Consider the following 18,281-nt stretch of genomic DNA (forward strand, 5'->3'; position numbering starts at 1 on the left):
TGTATATAACTATAAATTGTAAAACTCTTCAAAAGATTTCATGGCGTATATATAATCTTTTACTCCACCAAGCTCTCTTATTGAATGCATTGATAATATTGCAAGTCCCATATCTAATGTTGTCATATTTATGTGGCTTGAAGATATTGGTCCTATAGTCGAGCCGCCTCTTTCGTCTGAACGATTTACAAATACCTGGAAGGGAACTTTGGCTTTATTACAAATACTCTTATATACTGCACTTGATACGGCATCTGTAGTATAACTTTGACTTGCAGCCATTTTTATAATAGGACCCTTATTTATTATAGGCTTATTCACAGGATCGGATTTTTCTTGATAATTTGGATGAAGTGCATGACCTAAGTCACAAGATATCATAAATGATTTTGAGATAGCTCTATAAAAATCTTCTTTATTTTTACCAAGATTAAATGCTATTCTCTCTAAAACAGATAAGAGCATTGGAGAATTTGCTCCTTGTTTTGTAGTACTTCCAACTTCCTCATTGTCAAAGCAAACCATAACATTTGTGCTGTTCTTTGCAGTACTATTGCAAATTGACTTTATACCAGAGTATACCATGCTTAAATCATCCAATCTACCAGAAGATATAAATTCATTATTTGCACCTAACATGGTTCCTTTTTCAAATTCATATAAAAACAAATCAAAATCTAGTATGTCTTCCTGTGATACACATAATTCGTCACTTATGATTTTAGTTAAGTACCTTGAAGTTTCGAATTTTTCATTTACAAGGGATAGAAGGGGAAGTGTGTGTATTTGCTTATTTAGCTTAATCCCAAGGTTTATGTCTCTATTCATATGAATTGCTAAGTTAGGGATAATTAGCAGCGGTCTTTTTATATTTATTAATTTTATATCAGGAGAAAGTATGTTTTTACCTTTTAAAATAACTCTGCCTGCGATTGAAAGAGGTCTGTCCATCCATGTATTTAATATAGGTCCGCCGTATACTTCTGTATTCAATTTTACATAGGAATTTTCAACTTGTATATCTGCATTTGGTTTTATTTTAAAACCAGGTGAATCAGTATGAGCTCCTATTATTTTAAAACCATCATTTTCAAGTTCACCATTTCCAACAACAAAGGCAGTGAGTGCAGAATTATTTTTAACTACAAAGTATTTTCCGCCTTTTTCTATTTTCCATGAGTCTTCTTCTTTTAGTTCTGTAAACTTGAATTTTTTAAGAATAGATACTGCATTTTTAACTACATGGAATGCTGTAGGACTTTCATAAATATAATTTATAAGTTCATTTGCTTCACTAATTTCATAATCTGTCATAAGTTATCGTCTCCTTTTTAAATACAATACTAAGTTATATTATAGTATATAGTTCAAATTTTAGGAAATACAAAACATAATTTTAGTCAGCCAGAAAAAATAAACATATTGACAGGAAAATATTTTAAATTATATAATAGTAATATACGGTTAAAAGACGTTCATGTAATTTTAATTTGCATGTAATGGGAGCATATATAAATCTAAGGGTAATTTTAGTTAGGTTTTATATGCTCTTTTATGTTTTGCAAGTATTTATTGATAAAAATTATAAATAATATAAATGTGGGGAGGGATTGTATTTGAAAAAAGATATAAAAGATATACCCATGTTATTAATTGCAGCCTTTTTAGTTGCATTTGGGACTTATTTTTTTCTAAAACCTTGTAATATAGCAGCTGGAGGAGTAAGTGGAGCAGCTATAATTGTAAATAGTATTTTTCCTAGTATACCTATGGGAATGTTTATGCTGATTTGTGAGGTAATTCTTTTTACAGTGGGTGTTATAGTCATAGGACCAATTTTTGGAGGAAAGACGATATTTTGCAGTTTTTCTATATCAATAATTATATGGATAATGCAAAAAGTGTATCCAGCAGTAAAACCATTTAGCAGTGACACTCTAATGCAACTGATATTTGGAATATTAATATGTGGTGTTGGAATGGGTATTGTATTCAATAGAAATGCATCCACAGGGGGGACAGATATAATAGCTAAGATAATAAATAAATACACTAAAATAAGTATAGGCAAGTGTATACTTATTCCTGATATTATTATAGCATTTATTGCAGCTATTATATTTGGAATAGATAAGGGTATGTATGCAATTTTGGGAATAATTTTGAATGCTACAATTATTGATAGGGTTATTTTAAGTTTAAATACTTATAAGCATGTTGCTATAATAAGCTCAAAGGGTAAAGAAATAGAAAGATATATTATGGATGAACTTGATAGAAGTGCAACTATATATTATGCTAAGGGAGCTTATAAAAATAATGAAAATGAAGTCATAACAACTATACTTGATAGAAAACAGTTCCTTAAATTAAAGGAATATATATTGAAAGTAGATGATAAAGCATTTATTACTGTAAATGAAGTAAATGAAGTATTAGGAGAGGGATTTTCTAGTATAGTTTAATTTTAAACGTCTCGGAAAGTTTAAATTTGCCAAGCTTTGAGTCATAAGGCAGATCTAAGTTTAGATTGTTTAAACTTGTGATTATCTTAATAAATCCCAAAAGAGAACTATCTCAATAATTTCTAGAATTATTGAGGTAGTTCCTTACTATAGATTTTATAAATTTTAAATTTGGGGAAAGTGACATATGTCTATTGAATATTATATCCATAATATAATATTTAATACTAAATATTATATAAAAATTTAAAACATAAAATTTAAGATAATGGAAATAATAATGTTAGTTATATATTGATAACCTATTATTTAAGTGATATAATGTACCATATATTTAAAACTGCGATGAGAAGAAGTAGAAATCATAAAGTTTTCAACAGAAAGCTGCCGGTTGATGAGAGGAGCAGAAAACAGATTTTGAATACATCTCTGAGTGGCACACCGAAAGGATTTATATCCAAGTAGACTGCTGCCGGGTGCGACCGTTACATCGCTAGGGTATAAATACTTGTATCGTACCTGATGAGGTTTACACAGCGATGTGTAGATAAATTTTGAGGTGGTAACACGTGAGTAATGCTCCCGTCCTCTGCATAATGCAGTGGACAGGAGTTTTTTTTATTTGGATTTATAATAATAGAGAGGATGATAAAAATGAAAAGTGTTGAAGAACAGTTTAAGATTATTATGAAAGGTGTAAACCAGGTCGTGAGTGAAGAAAATTTAAAGCAAAAGCTGGAAAGGAGCGCAGCATCAGGCAGTCCTCTTACAGTTAAACTCGGACTTGATCCTTCTGCACCAGATATACATCTTGGTCATGCAGTTGTGCTTCGAAAAATTAAACAAATGCAGGATTTAGGACATCGTGCAGTAATTATAATTGGTGATTTTACTGGCAAAATTGGTGATCCTACAGGCAAAAGCAAAACTCGTAAGCAATTGACAACTGAGCAGGTACTTGAAAATGCTAGAACTTACGAAAAACAGATATTCAAAATACTTGATAGAGATAAGACGGAGGTTAGGTTTAACAGCGAGTGGCTGTCTAAGCTTAATTTTGAAGATATATTAAAACTTGCTGGAAAAGTTACCGTTGCAAGAATACTTGAAAGAGATGATTTTGAGAAAAGATATAAAAACAATGAACCTATAGGACTGCATGAATTTTTCTACCCATTAATGCAGGCATATGATTCTGTAGAGATAAAGGCAGATATTGAAATGGGCGGCACAGATCAAACCTTCAATGTTCTAATGGGCCGTACATTACAAAAGGATTATGGCCAGGAAAGTCAAATAGCTCTGTTTATGCCTTTACTTGAAGGTACAGATGGTGTTGAAAAAATGAGTAAAAGTTTGGGAAATTATATTGGAATATCTGAAGATGCTGTTTCAATTTACCAAAAGACAATGACTATTCCAGATAATCTTATTATTAAATACTTTGAACTTGCGACAGATATTCACCCAGATGAAGTTGAAGCAATTAAGTTAAAGCTTAATAATCCAGAAACAAACCCGCGTGACATTAAAATGCGCCTTGCAAAAGAAATAACAACTTTATACTGCGGCATAAGTGAAGCAGAATCTGCTGAAGAACATTTTAAAACTGTGTTCCAGAAAAATCTCATTCCAGATGATGTTTGTGAATTTATTCTGTCTGAGGACTGCTTTTCACCAAATGATGAAATAGACTTGATAAAGGTTATTACTAGAAGCGGAATTGCTAAAAGTAATAGTGAAGCTAGGCGCCTTATATCTCAAAATGCTGTAAAGGTAGATGGCGAAAAGTTTAATAATTTTGTAATGCAAAATCCAGGTAAAAGCTTTGTTATTCAAGTTGGAAAGGCAAATTTTATTAAAGTAAAGAGTGAATTATTTGAATAGAAAAATGCCGCATGATATTGACAAGAGTGGATTTTGGTAGTAATTTAATAGTTAAGAAGTCATATGACTGACGGACGTGGATAACCACATGGGAGTATGACAGAAAAGGCCGACCGTCTGGGCAGATAAGTCCGGATAGTCGGCTTTTTTGTATTATCTTTGAAAGGAGGGATTACTTAATTATTAATTTTTAGGTTAGATTTGTATATTAAGAAAAATGGCAGAGTAGATAATCGTGGGTTATGTGTCTGAGAAACGGGGAGTTGATCTCAGGACGGAAACATTTAACATATTTATAATATCTTATGTTGATGTTGCCATACAGTTATCGCATCCCGCTGCTGCATATTGGAGATATCTTCCTCTATGTGGCATGAAGTTTTGCCAATTTAAGGAGGAATTTTTTTATGATTAAAAATAGTATTGATTCAATTTTTACAACTGGATATTGGACTGCTGCAGCTGCAGAAGTTCATAAATTGAGATCACTTGTTTTTGCCGGCTTGACTATTGCGCTTGGCACTGTTTTAAGTTCAATTTACATTCCTGTAGGAATAAACCTTCGTATTTCATTTTCTTTTCTAGTGGTGGCTTTTGGTTCTATGATCTTTGGTCCCGTTGTAGGTCTGTTTACTGGATTGGCTTACGATTTGATTGGCTTCGTAATTTTGCCTTCTAATATTTTTTTCCCAGGTTATACTTTATCAACTATGCTTGAATTCTTTATTTATGGAATTTTTCTATATCACAGTCAAATTTCTGTTTTAAGGATTTTCGTCATGAAATTTCTAGTTAACTTTATTATACATGTAGGACTTGGCTCACTTTGGAGTGCAATTTTGTTTGGTAAGGGATATTATTATTTCTTTGTAAAGAGCTTAATTAAAAATACAATTATGCTTCCAATAGAGGTTATCATGTTAGTTGCACTGCTTCAAGTATTTCTTCACATCCTTGTACGTGAGGGCTTTATACCAAAGCAAAAAGGAAAGTATATACCAATTGTATAATAAAAACAGAATTTTCACCCCAGGGGTGTAAATTTTTCCATTGCCAGAGGACATAGGACAGAGAAGGTTGATTTTTCTCCGCTGTGCTCTAAAAAATCTTTAATTTAAAAGAAACCCTTATTCTTTTGTTCCTCAGGAGTACTCTTCTAAGTTAACAGGGATTTAGCACTTAAATTCCAGTAAAAATTCTATTTTTACTGGAATTGTATTTTTTTACGTTTAATTAAAGAGCTGGTAAGCTTGCAGACCGATAGGTCGTAAAAATAGATACACTCACCCTTTTACCTAAAAACTTTAATAAAAAATTTCCAGCTTATTTTGAAATTTTACCTTTATAAATAGTGGATTATTCCAATTATCTTCTATAGTAAATCTCTCATCCTTTTATGTCTTCAACAACATCTATTTGAAGCATATTATTCTTTCTAACTCTGTCAATTGTCCTCTGTCCTATGTCCTCTGTTTTTATATTATGAATTGCAATGTAACTTAATGGTTGAGATTTCTAACATATAGATGTATTTAATAACATTAATTAGCTATAATTATATCAGTACCGCTATTTTTTATAAAATCTATTGTGTTTTGTTCTTCAGGTGAAAAGTTTTTGAAACCGTCAATTATTATTTTAGATATATTGTTTGTATCACAAACTTTAATTAAAGAAGTTTGGTTTAATTTAGTATGATCTATCAGCAATATAATTTCTTTTGTATTTTCCATAGCTGCTTTCTTAGCTTCTATTTCAAAAGTATTCACATCTGTAAGTCCGTCTTTGAGTGACAAAGCTTTTCCTGATAAGAAGAGCTTATTTGTATTATATTGTTTTAAAAATTTATTGGTATCAGTACCTATTAAAGATAACGTTCCACATCTTAATATTCCACCAGCAAGAATAATATTTATATTTTTAATTGTATTAAAATAATTGCATATTCTAATACAATTTGTAACTATAGTTATTTTCTTATTTAATATGTAAGGACATAATGCACAGACAGTGGTTGAAGCATCTAGAAATATTATATCATCATCATTTATTAGTGTACTTGCATACTTAGCTATAGCTTTTTTTTCCTCTATACTTTGATTCATTCTTATATTTAAGCTATCATCTATTGGATCTATTTTGTTGATAGAGTTCAATATGGCACCATTTAACACTCTCTTTAATATGCCTTTTTTTTCTAAATAGTCCAAGTCTCTTCGTATAGTCATTTCTGATACATTTAAATCTTTGCTTAAGTCTTTTGTTTCTACTTTTTTGTTGTAATTTAAAATCTTTTTAATATATAATCTTCTTTCTTCTTGTGTCATGGTATAAAACCTCCTTAATTGAAGATAAAGATTAAATTAATATATTAAATATATCATAGTAATGTTATTTATGAAAGAATGTTATCTCAAATTATTATTTTCTTTGGATATAAAGAGAAATATTAAGTATATTATTTAAGATTTATAAAATTTAGTAGTTTTTAATACAATTTGATGATTGCAAGTTTGAACATATTGGTGTAATATTTAAACAAACATATGTTAAACATAAACATATACTTGTTTAAACAATCACTGTTCACAATATAAAACAAATGGAGGTTTTAAAAATGGGTGAGTATAAAGCGATGACAAATGACACTATTGGAGAATATTTAAAAAAAATAAATATATTTCCCGAGGATCATGAAGTTACGAGTAAAGAAGTAGGAGATGGAAATTTAAATCTTGTTTTTAGAGTGGAAGACATGGATAATAACAAAAAAGTTATAGTTAAACAAGCATTACCCTATTTGAAAGTTGCAGGGGAAGGTTGGAAATTAACTTTAGATAGAAATAGAATTGAAGCTGAGACATTAAAACTTCAAAATAAAGTATGTCCTAATAGTGTGCCAAAAGTATACTATCATAGTAATGAATATGCTTTAACTGTAATGGAAGACTTAGGGGATATGGAAGTTTTAAGAAAAGGTTTAATGGAAATGAAAATGTTTAATAAATTTCCAGAGCAAATAGGAAAATTCATGGCGAGAAATTTGTTTTTAACATCTGATATGGGAATGAGCCCAATGGAAAAGAAAAAAATTGTTGGAAAATTTATAAGCCCCGAACTTTGTGATATAACGGAAAGACTTGTTTTAAATGATCCTTATATGGATGCTGAATCAAACAATGTAAACGAATGTATAAAGGATTATGTAAAAAAAGTTTGGAATAATAAAAAAGTATGGTTTGAAGTTTCCAAATTGAAAAATATATTTATGACTAAGGCAGAAGCGCTGCTTCATGGAGACTTACATACAGGATCTATATTTATAAATGAAGATAAAAGCATTGTGTTTGACTGTGAATTTGCTTTTTATGGACCATATGGATATGATATAGGTTTGCTATTTGCAAATTTCATTTTAAATTATGTATCGTGGGAAGGTAGAAAAGATAAAAGTCAAAGTGAGATAAAGGAGTATAGGGAATATTTACTTAATTCAATTGTACAAATATGGAATGAGTTTTATAAGGAATTTGATTATCTGTGGGAAAATGAGTCAAAGGATATAATAACAAAAGTACCTAGTTATAAGGAATACTATATAAAAAATTTATTACATGAAACTATTGGATTTTGTTCTTGTGAAATTATGAGGAGAATTATTGGCATGGCTCATGTACCAGACTTAGATGAAATAGAAGATTTACAGGAAAGAGCTAAAGCACAAATATTAGGTTTAGAAATTGGCCAAGCAATACTTGTGGAAAGAAATAATGTGAATTCAATTGATGAATTTATTTTATTAGTTGAAAAATGTAAAAAAACATATAGGGAGGCAAAATAATGTCTGAATTATTAGCAATTCAATGGAATGATGAAAAGGAGGAGCTTGTGTTATTAGACCAAACCAAGCTTCCTAATTCTATAGAATATAAAACTTATGACTCAGTAGAAGGTGTGTACGATGCTATAAAAACCATGATAGTTAGAGGTGCACCGGCTATAGGAGTTACGGCAGGTTATGGATTATATTTTGGAATAAAGAATGCAACAGAAAGTTCTTTCAAAGAATTTTATGAAGAAGTAAAAGAAAAAGCTAGTTATTTAAATTCAAGCAGACCTACAGCTGTAAACCTTTCATGGGCATTAAAAAGAATGCTAAAGAAAATTGAAGAAGTAAAGGACAAGCCTATTGATGAAATAAAGAAGATATCAAAAATTGAAGCCAGAAACATTCACAGTGAGGATATAAAAATTTGCAGGACCATAGGAGAAAATTTGATTACCCTTCTAAAAGATGGGATGGGTATCTTGACCCACTGTAATGCAGGGCAGCTGGCAACATCCAAATATGGTACAGCTACAGCCCCTATGTACCTTGCAAAGGAAAAAGGGTGGCATCTTAAAGTATATTCGGATGAGACAAGACCTAGACTGCAGGGATCAACATTGACGGCACTTGAGCTTTATATGGCTGGAATAGATGTAACAACTATTACTGATAATATGGCAGCTGTAGTTATGGCACAGCATAAAATTGATGCAGTAATAGTAGGCTGTGACAGAATAGCTGCAAATGGTGATACTGCAAATAAAATAGGTACCTTTGGAGTCTCTATCTTAGCTAAATATTTTAATATACCGATGTATATAGCTGCACCTACTCCAAGCATTGATTTGAGTACTCCAAGTGGCAAAGATATACCTATAGAGGAAAGAGATCCTAAGGAAGTTACTTGCAGATTTGGGGTGTGGACAGCACCTAAGAACGTTAAAGTATATAATCCATCTTTTGATGTAACTCCACATGAAAATATAACTGCTATAGTCACAGAAAAGGGGATAGTATATCCTCCATTTGAGGAAAATTTGCGAAAGATAATAAAGTAAATTTATATGCTCTCTTTTAATATATCAAACTTATTCATAAAAGTATGTAAAAAGGGGGCATACAAAGTTAAATTTTAGAATGGAGGAACAAGATGGGTTATGTAGTAAAATATATACTGGATTTAGGAGCTGCAGTTTTTTTACCAATAGTAATGATTATAATAGCACTAGGAGTTAAAATGAAATTAAAAAAAGCCATAGTATGTGGTTTAACTCTTGGAATAGCCTTTACAGGCATGAACGTAGTACTGGAGTTTATGTTTAAATCTATTAGTCCTGCTGCAAATGCATTTGTAAGTAGCACAGGGATAAAATTGACTACAATGGACGTAGGATGGGCACCTGTTGCAGCTATAGCATGGGCATGGCCTTATGCATTAATAGTTTTTCCTATACAAATAGGTATAAATATATTAATGCTGGCATTTGGATGGACAAATTGTTTGAATGTGGATATGTGGAACGTATGGGGTAAAATATTAACAGCCACTATAGTTGCTGCATTAACTCACAGCGTACCTCTTGCCCTTATTGCAGCAGCAATTGAGGTAGTATTTGAATTAAAAAATGCAGATATAGTTCAAAAGTCAGTAGGTAGATTATCTAAGATGAACAATGTAACTTGTCCCCATGTTATGAATTTGCAGGGTGTAATTTTAGCACCGTTAAGTAGACTTTTAGATTTTATTCCTGGAATTAATAAAATAAATTTAGATTCAAATAAATTAAAAGAAAAGATAGGTATATTTGGCGAAAACAGTGTAATGGGATTTATAGTAGGAGTTTTAATTGCAAGTATTGGCGGGTGCAGTGTTAAGGTTATATTGCAAACAGGAGTAGAAATTGCTACAGCACTAGTACTTTTTCCTTTAGTAGCAAATCTTTTTCTTGAGTCACTTGGGCCAATAGCTGAGGCTGCAGGTGAATATATGAAAAAGAAATATAAAGGTAGAGAATTTTGCATAGGTATAGATTGGTCTGTACTTGGAGGAAGTTCGGAACTTTGGGTTACATGTATTTTGCTTGTTCCTGTTGAACTTATATTTGCCATAGTACTTGCTAAGTTTGGAATAAACAGTGTTTTACCATTAGCTTCAATTATAAATGTAGCAGCAACTGTGCCTGCACTAATAGTAACTGGTGGGAATCTAGTGAAGATGTTCATAATGGGTGTGATAACTACACCTATATATTTGGTAGTTTCTTCTCAATTTGCACCTATTCTTACAAATTTGGCTATAGCCCAAAAAACATTGACAGTTCCCAAGGGACAATTATTAACCTACTATGGAATAGAGGGACCAGAATTTAGATGGTGTATAGCACATGCAGCTAATATAGTAAATGGAGATGTAATTGGACTTGTATCATTTGTTTGTTTTGTAGGATTGTTTTTTTGGTATGCAAAATATATGAAGAAGATAGATAAGGAAATAGATATGAAAAAGGAAATTGAAGTAGAAAGGAGAAAGTATGATGCTTGAAGATATAAAAAAGAAATTAGTTTCAATTGCCAAAAAAGCAGATGATGAAGGTTTATGTAAACACAAATCCGGCAATTTTAGTATTAAAGATAAAAAAACAGGATATATAGTAATAACTCCTTCTGGTGTTGACAGAAAAGAATTATCTTATGAGGATATATGTGTAGTGGATTCAAAATTGAATGTAATAGAGAATAATAAAAATCGCAGACCAAGCAGTGAGTTATTAATGCACGTTTATGCATATAACTCAAGGCCGGATGTTACAGCTGTAGTACATACACATTCACGTTTTGCCACATCTTTTGCAGTATTAAAGAAAGAAATTCCACCAATTGTTTATGAAGCTATGTATTATGGAGGAACTGTTTATGTTGCGCCTTATGGCAGACCTGGTACTAGAGAACTTGCAGAATCAATAGTTGAACCTCTTAAAAAATCAGATGCATGTTTACTTGAAAGTCATGGAGTTATAACTGTAGGTGAAGATATAGATAGTACTTATCTTAAGGCAAAATATGTAGAGGAAATAGCTGAAATTTATTACAGGGTTTTATTGATTAATGGGTATAAGGAACCTAAAGCTTTACCTGTAGAGGAATTACAAAAGTGGAATTACCCATCATATATAAATTTTAAATAATAACTTATTTAGATATAAGGTTTCTAGTTTGCAACTTAACTTACACTCCAGAAAATATGTACAGCCTTTGACACTGTAAAAACTTTTAACAAGTTTTTAATGTGCCTTCAGGCTGTATATATTTCCCTGTGTATAAGTTGAGTTTGCAAATTAAAATAACTATACATTACTTTACTTTTAGCTATAAACTAAGTTTGGAACTAGAAACCTTATTGGAAAAGGGAGATAAATATGAAGGTTAATATACTAATAGAAAATACAAAGGGTTATTCAAAAGACCTGATTTGTGAACGAGGCTTGTCTATATACATAGAAGCAAATGATAAACGTATACTTTTTGATACAGGCAGAACCGGGAATTTTATAAAAAATGCAAATAAGATGGGAATAAATTTGCAGCAAATTGATGCTGTAATTCTTTCACATGGCCATGGTGACCATGGAGGGGGACTTTTATCATTTTTACAAATAAATGATAAAGCAAAAGTTTATTGCAAAAGAGGAGTGGAACGGGATTTCTATTTTCGCACCATGTTATTTAGCAAAAGTGTTAGAATCAATAAAATGGTGTTTAACAAATATTTATACAGAATTAATTATATCGATAAATTTATAGAAATAATGGATAACGTATATATTATTACTGATATAGAGAAGCGATATAAAATTCCTAAAGGAAACAAATATTTATTTGTTAGAGATGGAAATAAAATAATTAGAGATAAGTTTGACCATGAATTAATTATGGTTATTAAGGAGAAAAATGAGTTAACTATTTTTACAGGCTGTTCCCATAATGGTACAGCTAATATGATTGAAACGGTAAGAAAGAGATTTCCAAACTTAAAAATTAAAGCAATAATAGGGGGTTTTCATTTAGTTAGGATTCCTTTAATAAAATTCTTAAATCCATCTCAAGAAGAAATTGATGTACTCATAAAAAAGATATTGGATGAAAATATAGAAAAAGTTTATACAGGACATTGTACCGGAGAAAAGGCATTTAAAAAATTGGAAAGTGTCTTAGGAAATAAAATTTCACATATTAGGACTGGAATGGAATTAAATATTTAACAAGGCGCCTGAAACTTTAAGCTTGCTTGAAATTTCAGACACCTTTAAGCATCAATATTACTATTCGGTACCGTTTGTTAAGTTCCTTAACTTAAACTAAGTTCATTCCTACTTTAACTGCTTTTTGGTTCAAGTCAACAAACTTTTCTTTAACATTATCTTTAATTATCTTTTTCCAATCTATTTCCTCAAGTCCCATCAATTTAATAATGGTTCCGAGCAATATTACGTTCATAACCTTTGGACTTCCAAGTTTTTCAGCTTGATTTGCAGCATCTATAACCTTTGTTACAGCACTTTTGTTAAGTTCTTCTATAATTTCTTTAGGATAATCTACTTTTCCGGAAACAACTGGCATAGGTTCTATTTCATAATCGTTAACTACAATCTTTCCACCTTTTTTCAAATACTTAAGCCATCTTAATGCCTCCATTTTTTCAAAAGCTACAATTATATCAGCTTCGCCCATTTCAATAACTGGAGATTCAACCTTATCTCCATATCTAACGTCAGTTGATACTGATCCTCCTCTTTGAGACATTCCATGGATTTCACTCATTTTAACATCATAACCTGCCTCAACAAGACCTGCTGTCAAAAGTTTGCTAGCAAGTATGGTTCCTTGTCCACCTACGCCTACTAAAAGAATGCTTTTTACCATATTATCTTTCCACCTTTCCAATTGCTTTTACTGGACAAACTTGAAGACATACCTCGCAGCCTACACATGAACTTGAATTAATTTTAGCTTTCTTGGCTGTCTTGTCAAAAGATAAAGATGGACATCCTGTTTTGATACAAGATCTACATCCAATACACTTTTCATCATTAATTTCACATTTACTCTTAAAAGCATCAGTAAATCTTTCCTTATCATGATCTGATAGCTTTTTTAGTGCACAAGGCCATTTTGTAATAATTACTGAGGGTTCATCAAGGTTAAGTGCCCAATCTAATGAATCATTTACCTGTTTAAGATTATTTGGATTTACTGTGGTGACATTCTTAATACCAAATGCCCTGGCAACCTTTTCAATATCTGTTTCGAATGTTTCTTCTTCCTGCAGTGTATAACCTGTTCCTGGATTTTGCTGGTGACCCGTCATACCGGTAGTACGGTTATCTAATATTACATTTACTGTGTTGCTTTTATTATATGTTACTTCTAAAAGTGAAGTCATACCGCTGTGAAAGAATGTTGAATCTCCTAAAACAGATACAACTCTCATCTTATTATCTTTTTTCATGTTGAAAACCTTTTGCGCTCCATGTCCAGCACTTATACTTGCCCCCATACATATAGCTGTATCCATAGCGTTATATGGATAATCATAAGCCAAAGTATAGCATCCGATATCTCCACATACCATTATATTTTTCCTTTTTCCAAGTTCATAGAAGAATCCCCTGTGAGGACATCCTGCACATAATGATGGTGGTCTTGGAACTACTTTACTTTTGTCAAAGGAACTAGTTTCCTTAGTTTTTCCATATACAACTTTTCTAATAACATCTGGAGTCATTTCTCCAAAAGCAGGGAAAAGCTCTTTGCCAAGGCAGTTAAAACCTAAAAGTTTAACTCGTTCTTCAATATATGGATCATTTTCCTCTATAACATATAGTTTATCTATTTTCTCAGCAAATTCTTTAATCTTTTGATCAGGAAGCGGATTAGTAAATCCTAATTTTAGATATGAAGCTGAATCCCCAAACACTTCTTTAGCATAACTAAAAGAAATGCCTGAAGCAATTACTCCAATTTTAGTATCATTCCATTCAATATAATTCAAGTTAGTTTTATTAGAAAAATCCAGGAGCTTTTTTATTCTTTCTTCTAGCGATGCTCTGCGTTTTTTTGCATTAGCTGGAACAGTTAAATACTTTTCAGGGTTCTTAGAATACTCCTTAATTTCAACTTCTTTTCTGTCATTATATTCAACTAATCCTTTAGAATGAGCAACTCTTGTAGTCGTTCTTATTAAAGCAGGAATATCAAATTTTTCACTTACTTCAAAAGCCATTTTTATCATGTCTTTTGCTTCTTGGCTGTTTGTTGGCTCAAACATTGCAACTTTAGCAGCTTTTGCATAATTACGATTATCCTGTTCTGTTTGGGATGAAAATTGACCTGGATCATCTGCAGTTATTACAACCATACCACCATTAACACCTGTATAGGCAGAAGTAAACAGAGGATCTGCTGCTACATTAAGACCTACTAATTTCATTGCTGCTAAAGATCTTGCACCGGCAATAGAAGCACCTATAGCTGCTTCTAAAGCAACTTTTTCATTTGGTGCCCATTCTGCAGCAATGTCTTTTTTATAGGCTGCAATATTTTCTAATATTTCTGTACTTGGTGTACCTGGATATGCTGAAGCAAATCTTAATCCTGCTTCCCATGCCCCGCGGGCAATTGCCTCATTTCCTGTTAATAATTTTTTCATGATTTCACTCCTATCTATAAATATATTACTTAACTCTGCTGATGCAGATAAAGCTAAATCTTTTGGAAATAATTATATAATACTATTTTTAACTTCTACATTGGGAGTGATAACTCCTACTTTTTTATCAATATATGTTATAATTTAAAAGTTAAAATTATTCATATGCTAATAATATGGAATGACAATAAATATACATATTAATGCTGTTACAGGGGAGGTTTATTATGGAAAAGTATTTTTCGATAGGAGAGATATCTAAACTATCTAACTTGTCTGTTCAAACCTTAAGACATTATGATAAATTAGGACTTTTAAAACCAAGTTTGGTTAAGAATAATGGATACAGGTATTATTCTCTAGAACAATTTTACAAGTTAGATTTTATAATATTTTATAGAAAGTTGGGACTATCTCTTTTAGAAATAAAAGAAATTATATCAAACAAAATTAGTATAGAAGATGCACTTGGATTCTTACAAAATCAAGAATATGAAATAGATAGACAGATTAAGGAGCTCAAAAAGCGAAGGAACTTAATTCAAAAGAAAGGACAGCACATAAAATCTATGCTTAAGAAACCCTTGGGGAAAGTATTTTTAAATGAAAAACCTAAAAAGAAGATTGCTAAGGTAAATATGGCGAATAAAGATTTAGAAGATGCAGAAATAAGTTTTAGAAAAGTCTTGAATACACTTTCTAAGTTAAATGACCTTTTGACTTTGGAAGTTATATATGAAACAAGCTATGAAGAGTTTAACAAAAAAAGAGGGCCAAAATGCAATATTTATCTTGATATTACGGATAACGATATAGAAAAAAATGAAAACATTAAGATTTGTGAACTTCAAAAAGGATTATATGCATCTATCCTTTATATTGATTACTATAGTAATTACAAAAAATATGTAAAACAACTTTTTAAATTTATTGAGGATGAAAATTTAAAGGTTGAAGGATCTTTGTATGAAAGCTATATAGCTTCAGAATTTTGTGATGATAAAGAGAAAGGTTTTGTGGAATTATTTATAAAGGTTGCAAAGTAAAAATTTTCTTGACTCTATAATCGTTGTAGAGTATATAATTTTTCTCTGTAGGGAGGAGGTTGTATTGATGAGAAAATTTTTTAACTATGTAACTCCAGCTGTAATTGGAATGTTAGTTACATCATTATACATTATTGTAGATGGAATGTTTGTTGGTAAAGGAATTGGAAGTAATGCACTGGCAGCAGTAAATATAGCATTTCCACCAAATCTCATAGCTACAGCATTAGGGCTAATAGTTTCTGTTGGTGGATCAACCTTAGCTGCGATGAACTTAGGAGCCGGTAAAAGTGAGGAGGCTATAGATAAATTTAATGAATCTATTTTATTCCTAATTATAGTGGCAATTGTACTATTTATAGTAGGTGTATTTTTTTCAAAACCTATAGCCTATGCCTTGGGAGCACCGGATTCTTTAATAGAGGATGTTTATAATTATATGAAATTTTGTTTCATATTTTCTGTACCTTTAGTTTTAAGTGAAGGATTAAACTGTTTTTTAAGAAATGATGGTGCACCAAAACTTGCAATGTATGCAATGATAGCAGGATCATTAACTAACATACTGCTGGATTATATATTCATTTTTATATTTAAATGGGGGGTTACAGGGGCTGCTATTGCTACAGGACTAGGTGAATTTGTAAGCATGACTATAGCAATTGTTTACTTTCTAAGTGGAAAAGGAGTCTTCAGGTTTAAAAGATGCAAAATGTCATTTAAATCAATTAAAGATATAACAATAATAGGATTTCCTACATTTTTAACAGAGTCTACCACAGCAGTTGTAACAATGTCCTTTAATATGGTAATTTTAAAGAGAATTGGAGAAAGTGGTGCTGCAGCCTACAGCATAATAAACTATACCTTAACAGTTATAGCTGCGATATTTGTGGGTATAGCCCAAGGGATGCAGCCGCTATTAAGCTTTTATCATGGGGCTAAGGAAAAGGATAAAGTTAAATACTATTATTCACTAGCTATAAAAAGTGTGCTTGCAGCAGCATTTGTTAATTATTTTATTTTCTTCTTATTTGGGAAATGGATAGTATCATTTTTTACTACCAATATAGATTTAATAAATACAGCATATAATGCACTTAAAATATTTAGTCTGGGAACTTTCTTTGCTGGTATTAATATAATTAAATCAACCTATTTTCAAAGTATCGAAATGTGCAAAATTTCAACTGCTATATGCGTATTTAGGGGATTTTTGGCTACGCAAATTTCTTTAATCATATTGCCAAGAATAATAGGGGACAATGGAATATGGCTTAGCAATTTAGGTGGAGAATTATTAGTGTTCTTAGCAGTAATAGCCGGTGGTCATATGAATCATAATAGGAAGCTCAAGGGGCTCTCGAATTGAATTTATCTCTTTCTGTATACTATTGCATTAACTTCTCCACCTATTATTATTATATTTGAAAGAATAAAGAGCCAGGTAAGAAGAGCTATTACTGCACCTATACTTCCATAAATCAATGAATAATTTGAAAAATTATTTACATAAAATGCAAAACAAATTGATACAATTATAAGACTAAAGGTAGCTGTAAAAGTTCCGCTCAATACTTCTCTCCATTTAAGTTTAATGCTGGGAGTATATTTATAAACTGTAGCAAAGATAAGGCTTATAGATAAAAATATTACTATATATCTTACAACATTCCAGACAACATTAAATTCACTGGAAAGTTTAAATTTATATGCTAGAAATTCACCAATTATCTGTCCAAAAATTAAAAACATACTGGTTATCAATATAATCATTATAAATCCTAATGTACATAAAATTGATATAGCATAAAGTTTCAATTTACTTCTTCTTTCCCTCAATCCATATGCCATATTAAGTCCTTTTATAACAGCGTGAAACCCACTGCAAGCAGTCCATATCATAAAAATCAAGCTTGGAAACAATATTTTATTATTTCTGGTATCCACTGTATATATTACAGTATCATTTATAAGTTTTAATATATTGGAAGGTAATATTACATTTAATATCTTAAGTACATCGCTGCTTTGAATTGGCATATATCCTATAAGGCTTATTATGAATATTAAAAATGGGAAAAAGAAATACAAGACTATATGCAAGCTGGGAAGACAGTGCCATTACATCATCTTTTACAAATCTTATTATGATACATTTTAAATAGTACAATAATTTTTTTCGCATAACAATATCACCTTTATAGTTACTATAATAATTATATTAATCAACTAATTATATAAGACTTTTACAGTAAAAAATATTTAAAAGAATATCTTTAAAGGAGATTGCTAATAAGTTTTAAAGTTACGAACAGACTATAGTGCTGTACCTAATAGCATTATAG

15 protein-coding genes, 2 riboswitches and 1 other annotated feature are annotated in these 18,281 nt (G+C 31.0%); of the genes, 10 read left to right on the top strand and 5 right to left on the bottom strand.

The features are described 5' to 3' along the window. Positions 1-9 precede the first annotated feature (9 nt). Positions 10-1,314, bottom strand: a complete 1,305-nt coding sequence (locus tag EBB51_RS04570; protein WP_123053376.1) for a M18 family aminopeptidase — start codon at positions 1,312-1,314, stop codon at positions 10-12. A 302-nt stretch (positions 1,315-1,616) separates the two neighbouring features. On the opposite strand from EBB51_RS04570, the gene EBB51_RS04575 reads away from it, so the two are divergent. The 3 genes from EBB51_RS04575 to EBB51_RS04590 all read left to right on the top strand — a co-directional run bounded on the left by EBB51_RS04575 (position 1,617) and on the right by EBB51_RS04590 (position 5,362). Further along, entirely contained in the window at positions 1,617-2,465 is an 849-nt protein-coding gene (locus EBB51_RS04575) for a YitT family protein (protein WP_123053377.1), read from the top strand. Positions 2,466-2,798: 333 nt separating this feature from the next. Continuing rightward, positions 2,799-3,058: a binding site (T-box leader), on the top strand. A 61-nt stretch (positions 3,059-3,119) separates the two neighbouring features. After that, positions 3,120-4,352, top strand: a complete 1,233-nt coding sequence (tyrS, locus tag EBB51_RS04580; RefSeq protein ID WP_123053378.1) for a tyrosine--tRNA ligase — start codon at positions 3,120-3,122, stop codon at positions 4,350-4,352. Between the two features lie 53 nt (positions 4,353-4,405). Further along, positions 4,406-4,482: riboswitch (ZMP/ZTP riboswitch) on the top strand. A gap of 89 nt (positions 4,483-4,571) precedes the next feature. Then, positions 4,572-4,695, top strand: a riboswitch (THF riboswitch). A 64-nt stretch (positions 4,696-4,759) separates the two neighbouring features. Next, a complete protein-coding gene (locus EBB51_RS04590) occupies positions 4,760-5,362 on the top strand; it encodes a folate family ECF transporter S component (RefSeq protein WP_123053380.1) in 603 nt (200 codons plus the stop codon). Between the two features lie 531 nt (positions 5,363-5,893). On the opposite strand, the gene EBB51_RS04595 is transcribed toward EBB51_RS04590, so the two are convergent. Next, positions 5,894-6,679: a DeoR/GlpR family DNA-binding transcription regulator gene (locus EBB51_RS04595; RefSeq protein ID WP_123053381.1), complete on the bottom strand. Its 786-nt coding sequence runs from the start codon at positions 6,677-6,679 to the stop codon at positions 5,894-5,896. Between the two features lie 290 nt (positions 6,680-6,969). Between EBB51_RS04595 and mtnK the strand changes: the two genes are divergently transcribed. From mtnK to EBB51_RS04620, 5 genes are all read left to right on the top strand, one after another. Beyond that, the gene (gene mtnK, locus EBB51_RS04600; RefSeq protein ID WP_123053382.1) at positions 6,970-8,193 is read left to right on the top strand and encodes an S-methyl-5-thioribose kinase; all 1,224 of its coding nucleotides are present in this window, start codon (positions 6,970-6,972) and stop codon (positions 8,191-8,193) included. Beyond that, positions 8,193-9,239, top strand: coding sequence for an S-methyl-5-thioribose-1-phosphate isomerase (gene mtnA, locus EBB51_RS04605; protein WP_123053383.1), 1,047 nt, complete (start codon positions 8,193-8,195; stop codon positions 9,237-9,239). The genes mtnK and mtnA overlap by 1 nt, the downstream gene beginning before the upstream one ends. A gap of 92 nt (positions 9,240-9,331) precedes the next feature. Continuing rightward, entirely contained in the window at positions 9,332-10,723 is a 1,392-nt protein-coding gene (locus EBB51_RS04610; protein ID WP_123053384.1) for a PTS transporter subunit IIC, read from the top strand. Then, complete coding sequence (locus tag EBB51_RS04615) at positions 10,716-11,366, top strand: class II aldolase/adducin family protein (RefSeq protein ID WP_123053385.1); 651 nt, start codon at positions 10,716-10,718, stop codon at positions 11,364-11,366. Before EBB51_RS04610 ends, EBB51_RS04615 begins: the two co-directional genes overlap by 8 nt. 231 nt (positions 11,367-11,597) lie before the next feature. Further along, entirely contained in the window at positions 11,598-12,440 is an 843-nt protein-coding gene (locus EBB51_RS04620; protein WP_123053386.1) for an MBL fold metallo-hydrolase, read from the top strand. 91 nt (positions 12,441-12,531) lie between these two features. Here EBB51_RS04620 and EBB51_RS04625 read toward each other — a convergent pair whose 3' ends face one another. Together EBB51_RS04625 and iorA are read right to left on the bottom strand one after the other, a co-directional pair. Next, positions 12,532-13,101: an indolepyruvate oxidoreductase subunit beta gene (locus tag EBB51_RS04625; RefSeq protein WP_123053387.1), complete on the bottom strand. Its 570-nt coding sequence runs from the start codon at positions 13,099-13,101 to the stop codon at positions 12,532-12,534. Between the two features lies 1 nt (position 13,102). Beyond that, entirely contained in the window at positions 13,103-14,887 is a 1,785-nt protein-coding gene (gene iorA / locus EBB51_RS04630) for an indolepyruvate ferredoxin oxidoreductase subunit alpha (protein WP_123053388.1), read from the bottom strand. Between the two features lie 227 nt (positions 14,888-15,114). On the opposite strand from iorA, the gene EBB51_RS04635 reads away from it, so the two are divergent. Together EBB51_RS04635 and EBB51_RS04640 are read left to right on the top strand one after the other, a co-directional pair. Next, positions 15,115-15,933 carry a MerR family transcriptional regulator gene (locus EBB51_RS04635; protein WP_190285330.1) on the top strand — a complete coding sequence of 273 codons (819 nt, stop codon included), beginning with the start codon at positions 15,115-15,117 and terminating at the stop codon, positions 15,931-15,933. 67 nt (positions 15,934-16,000) lie between these two features. Beyond that, on the top strand, positions 16,001-17,305 hold the full coding sequence (locus EBB51_RS04640) for an MATE family efflux transporter (RefSeq protein ID WP_123053390.1): 1,305 nt from the start codon (positions 16,001-16,003) through the stop codon (positions 17,303-17,305). 2 nt (positions 17,306-17,307) lie between these two features. Here EBB51_RS04640 and EBB51_RS04645 read toward each other — a convergent pair whose 3' ends face one another. Further along, positions 17,308-17,976, bottom strand: coding sequence for a YihY/virulence factor BrkB family protein (locus EBB51_RS04645; RefSeq protein WP_243103912.1), 669 nt, complete (start codon positions 17,974-17,976; stop codon positions 17,308-17,310). Positions 17,977-18,281: the final 305 nt, after the last annotated feature.

The sequence above is a fragment of the Clostridium sp. JN-1 genome, from assembly GCF_003718715.1.
Classification (GTDB): domain Bacteria; phylum Bacillota; class Clostridia; order Clostridiales; family Clostridiaceae; genus Clostridium_AV.

What these genes read in the sequence shown, in the direction of transcription:
- EBB51_RS04570 (WP_123053376.1), bottom strand. Translation starts at nt 1,314, where the DNA reads ATGACAGATTATGAAATTAGTGAAGCAAATGAACTTATAAATTATATT.
- tyrS (WP_123053378.1), top strand. Translation starts at nt 3,120, where the DNA reads ATGAAAAGTGTTGAAGAACAGTTTAAGATTATTATGAAAGGTGTAAAC.
- EBB51_RS04590 (WP_123053380.1), top strand. Translation starts at nt 4,760, where the DNA reads ATGATTAAAAATAGTATTGATTCAATTTTTACAACTGGATATTGGACT.
- EBB51_RS04595 (WP_123053381.1), bottom strand. Translation starts at nt 6,679, where the DNA reads ATGACACAAGAAGAAAGAAGATTATATATTAAAAAGATTTTAAATTAC.
- mtnK (WP_123053382.1), top strand. Translation starts at nt 6,970, where the DNA reads ATGGGTGAGTATAAAGCGATGACAAATGACACTATTGGAGAATATTTA.
- mtnA (WP_123053383.1), top strand. Translation starts at nt 8,193, where the DNA reads ATGTCTGAATTATTAGCAATTCAATGGAATGATGAAAAGGAGGAGCTT.
- EBB51_RS04610 (WP_123053384.1), top strand. Translation starts at nt 9,332, where the DNA reads ATGGGTTATGTAGTAAAATATATACTGGATTTAGGAGCTGCAGTTTTT.
- EBB51_RS04615 (WP_123053385.1), top strand. Translation starts at nt 10,716, where the DNA reads ATGCTTGAAGATATAAAAAAGAAATTAGTTTCAATTGCCAAAAAAGCA.
- EBB51_RS04620 (WP_123053386.1), top strand. Translation starts at nt 11,598, where the DNA reads ATGAAGGTTAATATACTAATAGAAAATACAAAGGGTTATTCAAAAGAC.
- EBB51_RS04625 (WP_123053387.1), bottom strand. Translation starts at nt 13,101, where the DNA reads ATGGTAAAAAGCATTCTTTTAGTAGGCGTAGGTGGACAAGGAACCATA.
- iorA (WP_123053388.1), bottom strand. Translation starts at nt 14,887, where the DNA reads ATGAAAAAATTATTAACAGGAAATGAGGCAATTGCCCGCGGGGCATGG.
- EBB51_RS04635 (WP_190285330.1), top strand. Translation starts at nt 15,115, where the DNA reads ATGGAAAAGTATTTTTCGATAGGAGAGATATCTAAACTATCTAACTTG.
- EBB51_RS04640 (WP_123053390.1), top strand. Translation starts at nt 16,001, where the DNA reads ATGAGAAAATTTTTTAACTATGTAACTCCAGCTGTAATTGGAATGTTA.
- EBB51_RS04645 (WP_243103912.1), bottom strand. Translation starts at nt 17,976, where the DNA reads ATGCCAATTCAAAGCAGCGATGTACTTAAGATATTAAATGTAATATTA.